This is a genomic window from Nocardia farcinica, assembly GCF_029867845.1.
Taxonomy (GTDB): Bacteria; Actinomycetota; Actinomycetes; order Mycobacteriales; family Mycobacteriaceae; genus Nocardia; species Nocardia farcinica_A.
In genome coordinates, this window is sequence record NZ_JARWRU010000968.1 from 1 (window position 1) to 4,881 (window position 4,881).

At 71.0% G+C, this 4,881-nt stretch carries 6 protein-coding genes; 4 read left to right on the forward strand and 2 right to left on the reverse strand.

Annotated features, from left to right (window positions below; genetic code table 11):
• Positions 1-62 precede the first annotated feature (62 nt).
• The 3 genes from QH283_RS21340 to QH283_RS21350 all read left to right on the forward strand — a co-directional run bounded on the left by QH283_RS21340 (position 63) and on the right by QH283_RS21350 (position 1,709).
• Entirely contained in the window at positions 63-578 is a 516-nt protein-coding gene (locus tag QH283_RS21340; RefSeq protein WP_280504750.1) for a gamma carbonic anhydrase family protein, read from the forward strand.
• Between the two features lie 164 nt (positions 579-742).
• The gene (locus tag QH283_RS21345) at positions 743-907 is read left to right on the forward strand and encodes a hypothetical protein (protein WP_280504751.1); all 165 of its coding nucleotides are present in this window, start codon (positions 743-745) and stop codon (positions 905-907) included.
• A gap of 112 nt (positions 908-1,019) precedes the next feature.
• The gene (locus tag QH283_RS21350; protein ID WP_280504752.1) at positions 1,020-1,709 is read left to right on the forward strand and encodes a TetR/AcrR family transcriptional regulator; all 690 of its coding nucleotides are present in this window, start codon (positions 1,020-1,022) and stop codon (positions 1,707-1,709) included.
• Here the strand turns inward: QH283_RS21350 and QH283_RS21355 are convergent.
• Complete coding sequence (locus QH283_RS21355) at positions 1,664-3,409, reverse strand: Eco57I restriction-modification methylase domain-containing protein (RefSeq protein ID WP_280504753.1); 1,746 nt, start codon at positions 3,407-3,409, stop codon at positions 1,664-1,666. The two genes, QH283_RS21350 and QH283_RS21355, sit on opposite strands and share 46 nt — an antisense overlap.
• Before the next feature lie 132 nt (positions 3,410-3,541).
• Here QH283_RS21355 and QH283_RS21360 point away from each other — a divergent pair, with 132 nt between their 5' ends.
• Positions 3,542-4,234 carry a nitroreductase gene (locus QH283_RS21360; protein WP_280504754.1) on the forward strand — a complete coding sequence of 231 codons (693 nt, stop codon included), beginning with the start codon at positions 3,542-3,544 and terminating at the stop codon, positions 4,232-4,234.
• 44 nt (positions 4,235-4,278) lie between these two features.
• Here the strand turns inward: QH283_RS21360 and QH283_RS21365 are convergent, their stop codons facing one another.
• Entirely contained in the window at positions 4,279-4,743 is a 465-nt protein-coding gene (locus tag QH283_RS21365; RefSeq protein ID WP_280504755.1) for a winged helix-turn-helix transcriptional regulator, read from the reverse strand.
• Between the last annotated feature and the right edge of the window lie 138 nt (positions 4,744-4,881).

The following is a 4,881-nucleotide window of genomic DNA, read 5'->3' on the forward strand; positions in this document are numbered from 1 at the left end:
TGCCGGGGGGTGATCACCGAGCCGGGCGTCCCGCGCGAGCCGGATGGGGTTACGTTCGACCCATGAGGATTGAGGTCGGCGGTTTCGCGCCGGAAATCGACGAGGGCGCCTGGCTGGCGCCGAACGCCACGGTGATCGGCCGGGTGCGCCTGGCCGCGGAGGTGAGCATCTGGTACAGCGCGGTCCTGCGCGGCGACCTGGAGCAGATCACCGTCGGGGCGCGCACCAACATCCAGGACGGCTGCGTGCTGCACGCCGATCCCGGCTTCCCCCTGACCATCGGCAGCGGGGTGTCGGTGGGCCACAACGCGATCCTGCACGGCTGCACGATCGGCGACGACGTGCTCGTCGGGATGGGAGCCACTGTGCTCAACGGCGCGGTGATCGGCGAGGGCAGCCTGATCGCGGCCAACGCGCTCGTCCCCGAGGGCGCGCAGATCCCGCCGGGATCGCTGGTCGCCGGGGTGCCGGGCAAGGTCCGTCGCGAGCTCGACGAGGCGGCCAAGGACGGAATCCGGCTCAACGCGGCGGTGTACGTGCACAACACCGGAACGCATCGCAAGGCCACCATACTGTGACCTACGGACACTGTGATTCACGGCACAGTCGCCGATTCGCCGACTCCGCCCGCTGATACCATTTGTCCTGCATGCGCGCCATTTCCCGACGTGACGAACGTCCGGCGTGGCGCGCATGATGCGTTGACGGGGAGGAGGTTCCGGTGTCGTACCAGGATTCGAGTATGCACCGTTCCCAGAAGCGGATCAGTGTGGCCGATATCGCGGCCCAACCGGGGGGAATCGAGGCGCTGCACCGCCGGGTCCACGAATTACGGGCCCGGGGTGTGGATTTCGCCGCGAATGCCATCGAACGGGAAATGGCGGATCTGGATCTCCCACGCGGCTGACGGACCGGACCTGTCCGCGTACGGCGCGCAGATGAAATAATGAGCCTCCATCACCCGCAGCGTTGCGCCACCGCGCCCGGCCACGGCCGCGCCGAAGGACTGGAGATTCCGAATGCCTGCCGTACCACCCATGCTTCAGCGCATTCTCGACAAGCCCGTCACCGACGGTGAGAAGTTGCTCGAGAGCGCGCTCTCCGCATTCATGGATTTCGGCATCAAACGCACCAGCATGGGCGAGATCGCCCGGCGTGCGGGTATCAGTCCCGCCACCCTCTACCGGCGGTTCGAATCGAAGAACGATCTCGTCGAGGCGGTCAGCGTCCGCGAGGCGCAGCGCTTCGTCGAATACATCGACAAGCGGGTCCAGACCGTCGACGACGGTGAGGACCGGCTGGTAGAGATCTTCGTCGCCTTCATCAGCGCCATCGCGGGCAACGAACTGCTGCGCAGGCTGCTGCGCACCGAACCCGAGCTGATCCTGCCCAGGCTCACCACCGACGCGGGCCCCGTCCTGACCGTCGGCCGCGTCTACCTGGCCGAGAAGCTGCGGGAACTGCGTCCCGACGACGCCGATTTCGACGCCGACCTGGTCGCCGAGGTGATGGCCAGGCTGGCCCAGTCGCTGGCACTCACCCCGGACGGGCTGATCCCGCTGTCCGACCCCGAGGCCGGCCGCGAATTCGCCCGGCGCACGCTGCTGCCGATGGTCGGCGTACAGCCACACAGGCAGGCCGCGTCCGCCGCGAACGGCGCGGATCAGCCCACCCCGAAAGCCGCCTCCACCAGTTCGTCCAGCAACTGACCCGCCGCCGCGTCGACCGGCCGGTCGCCGTCGGCCAGCTCGGCGGCCAACGCGGCGATCCGGCGCGCCGGGTCGCCGCCGGGATCGGGCAGCGGCAGCCGGGAGACGTACTGGGTGATCCAGCGCCGCCTGCCCGAGTACAGCCGGTTGCCGCAGACCGCGTCGTAGAAACGGACCCCGAACGCGGAGTTCGCCACCGCCATCACCAGATGCGCCAGCTGCTCGGGCGGGTGGCCGGCGCAGGCGGGGCCGGTCAGGTCGGCCAGCGAGATCCAATAGCAGTCGCCGTTGACCACCGCGCCGGAGCGGTCGAGCGCGAAGCGCGCCCGGTCGCTGATGTCCGGGAAGACGATCTTGGGCTTCGGCCACCGGTCCGGCCGCTGCGGCACCCAGATCTCGAACCACTTCCTGCCGCTGTCGGTGAGATAGGTCCGGGCCGCCAGGATCTCGCGGTGGGCGCGCAGATAGGCGGCGGTGGCGGGGAATTCGCGCAGGTCGATCGGCACGCGGCGGGAGTGCGCGGCGTCGTAGGGGTAGAGCACCCTGGTGTCGGCCGCGCGCCGCACCCGCCAGGGCCGCAGGTCGCGGTGGGTGAGCAGCGGGCGCAACAACTCCGGTTCCGGGCACGGCGAGCGCCGCTCCCAGTCCTCGGCGATGAACACCCGGTCGGCGTTGGTCTTGATGCCCACCCGCACCGGGGCGATCTCCCCCACACTGCGCCAGGTCCGGTCCGCGATGGCGGCGAGCCAGGCCTCCCGCGCCGGATGCGAGACCCGCCAGGCCGCCTCGGCTCCCCGCACGGGATCGGACATCCGTTCCCCCGGCCGGTCCCGCGAGGGAACCGACGGATGCGGCAGATCCAGCGACGGCAGCCCGACCGCGAGTGTGCCGACTTCCACTGCGTAGGTGTGGCCGTTCCGCGCGACCAGCGACGACCGGTCGGCGAGCAGGGCATCGAACAGGTCGGCGGCGCTGGTCGGCTCGCGATCGGGGGCCTCGTAGGCGGAGACGTGCCTGCACGGCGCGCGGGCGCCACCGCGGACGGCGATGGTGACCGCGGGCAGCACCGCGGCGGTGAAGAGTTTGGTGTCGCCGAGGTCGTAGATCTCCGCGGGTGGCAGCTCGCGCAGCAGCACCGCGCGGATGTTGGCGCCCGCCCTCGTGCTCAGGAACCGGTTGGCGCACAGCAGTCCGAGCACGCCGCCCGGCCGCAGCAGCCGTGGTGCGAGCGCGACGAAGGGGTGTGTGAGGTCGATGCGCCCGCGCAGCCCGAACTCGCGGCTGAGCAGCCGGGCGGTCTCGGCGCCCAGTTGCTGGACGCGGACGTAGGGCGGATTGGTGATGATCGCGTCGAAACGCCGCTCGTGCGCGGCGGCCGAGGCGAGGAAATCGCCGCGATGCCAGCGCACCTCGATGCCCTCGGCCGCGGCGCGGGCACGGGCCCGGTCGAGCGCGCCGGGATCGAGGTCGTAACCGGTGGCGGCGAGCCGCACGTGCGATCGCGCACGGGCGGCGGCGCGGTGCAGGGCGAGCAGCAGTTCACCGTCGCCGCAGGCCGGATCGAGCACGCGGAGCACGGGACGACCGGATTCGGGCAGATGGGCCAGCACGCGGCGGGCGAGGAAGTCGGCGAGCTCGGGCGGCGTGTAGTGCCTGCCGTGCCGTTTCCGCTCGCCCGTGTCGCGGGCCGGGGCGCCCATGCGCCGATTCTGCCCCGCACCGCCGGCGGAACGGGTGTGCCGCGCGGCCGGGCGCGTCGCGCGTGTTCCCAGGAGGGCGCGCACCGGCTAGCATCGGTCTCGAAATAGGACCACTCGAGGAAGCGGGTTCCCATGGCCCCGACCAGTACGCCGACCGCCGAGCAGACGGCGCTGTCCCGGATTCTCGACCAGCGGTACACCTGCAGGCAGTTCCGCCCCGACCCGGTGCCGCGCGAGACGATCGAGACGTTGCTGCGGATGGCCCAGCGCACCCCCTCGTGGTGCAACACCCAGCCCTGGCACGCCGTGGTCACCGAACCCGCGGCCACCGAGCGTTTCCGCAAGGAGCTGCTCGGCCACATCCAGACCGCCGCGCCCGCCCCCGACCTGCCCTTCCCCACCACCTACAACGGGGTCTACAAGGAGCGCCGGCGTGAGTGCGGCAAGCAGTTGTACTCCGCCGTCGGCATCGAGCGGGGCGACAACGCGGGCTCGATGCGCCAGATGATGCGCAACTTCGAACTGTTCGACGCCCCGCACGTCGCCATCATCACCACCGAGGCCGAACTCGGCGTCTACGGCGCGGTCGACTGCGGCCTCTACATCAGCACCTTCCTGCTGGCCGCCCAGAGCCTCGGCCTCGGCGCGGCTCCGCAGGCGGCCCTGGCGGGATACTCGCCGTTCCTGCACGAGCACTTCGGCATCCCCGAGCACCGGCAGGTCGTCGCGGGCATCAGCTTCGGCTACGCCGACGACGAGCACCCGGTGAACTCCTTCCGCACCCACCGCGGAGACCTCGACGAGGCCGTCACCTTCGTCGACTGAGCACCGTCCACCCGGGGCCCGCGAGCACCGCGTGTGGTCGCGGATCAGCCCGCGGGCCGCTCCCGCAGGATGCCGGGCCCCAGCTCGGGCACGACGTCGCGGGCGGTGACCGGCTCCCCGCACTCCTCGCACTCCAGCCGGATGCGGGCCTCGCCCGCGCAGTCGCGGTGCCGGTAGTGCACGGGCGGGCCGTCCGGCGCCATATAGGTATCGCCCCAGGCCCGGATCGCCATGAGGATCGGATAGATGTCGTGACCCTTCTGGGTCAGCCGGTACTCCTCGTAGGCCCCGCCGTCGATCCTCTGCTTGACCAGGATGCCGTGCTCGACCAGCCGATCCAGCCGATCCTGCAGGCGCCCGCGCGAGATGCCGAGCGCACTCTGGAAGGCGTTGAACCGGCGCACGCCCGCGAAGGCGAACTTCAGGATGACCAGCGTCCAGCGATCACCGAGGACGACCAGCGGGCGCGTGATCGAACACGGCTCGTCGGCGAGATCCTCGTAGCGCATTCCCCGATGCTACCCAGCTCCCGGCCCGGGGCGACCACGGAAAAGCGAACGGCCCCGGAAGGAGTTCCGGGGCCGTTCGTCGCCGTGCGATCCGCTTCGGCTCAGTTCACAGCCCTGATCTGAGCGTGGCGCCGCGTC